Origin of the sequence: Streptomyces lucensis JCM 4490, assembly GCF_014650035.1 — a bacterium.
Classification (GTDB): Bacteria; Actinomycetota; Actinomycetes; order Streptomycetales; family Streptomycetaceae; genus Streptomyces; species Streptomyces lucensis.
Window position 1 is genome coordinate 1 of the sequence record NZ_BMUE01000053.1, and the last position, 928, is coordinate 928.

At 57.3% G+C, this 928-nt stretch carries 1 rRNA gene; it reads left to right on the forward strand.

The features are described 5' to 3' along the window. Positions 1–928: ribosomal RNA gene (locus tag IE177_RS34605) — 23S ribosomal RNA — on the forward strand; the annotation flags it as partial.

Consider the following 928-nt stretch of genomic DNA (forward strand, 5'->3'; position numbering starts at 1 on the left):
CCCGAAGCGGAGTGATCTAGCCATGGGCAGGTTGAAGCGGAGGTAAGACTTCGTGGAGGACCGAACCCACCAGGGTTGAAAACCTGGGGGATGACCTGTGGTTAGGGGTGAAAGGCCAATCAAACTCCGTGATAGCTGGTTCTCCCCGAAATGCATTTAGGTGCAGCGTCGTGTGTTTCTTGCCGGAGGTAGAGCACTGGATAGGCGATGGGCCCTACCGGGTTACTGACCTTAGCCAAACTCCGAATGCCGGTAAGTGAGAGCGCGGCAGTGAGACTGTGGGGGATAAGCTCCATGGTCGAGAGGGAAACAGCCCAGAGCATCGACTAAGGCCCCTAAGCGTACGCTAAGTGGGAAAGGATGTGGAGTCGCACAGACAACCAGGAGGTTGGCTTAGAAGCAGCCACCCTTGAAAGAGTGCGTAATAGCTCACTGGTCTAGTGATTCCGCGCCGACAATGTAGCGGGGCTCAAGCGTACCGCCGAAGTCGTGTCATTGCAGCATATAGCCCCAACGGGTGCTGTGATGGGTAGGGGAGCGTCGTCTGCCGGGTGAAGCGGCACTGGAAGGTAGTCGTGGACGGTTGACGAGTGAGAATGCAGGCATGAGTAGCGATACAAACGTGAGAAACGTTTGCGCCGATTGACTAAGGGTTCCTGGGTCAAGCTGATCTGCCCAGGGTAAGTCGGGACCTAAGGCGAGGCCGACAGGCGTAGTCGATGGATAACCGGTTGATATTCCGGTACCCGCTGTGAAGCGTCAAACATCGAGCATCGTGATGCTAAGGCCGTGAAGCCGCCCTGATCTCTTCGGAGTTGAGGGGAGTGGTGGAGCCGCCGAACCAAGCGGTTAGTAGGTGAGTGATGGGGTGACGCAGGAAGGTAGTCCATCCCGGGCGGTGGTTGTCCCGGGGTAAGGGTGTAGGACG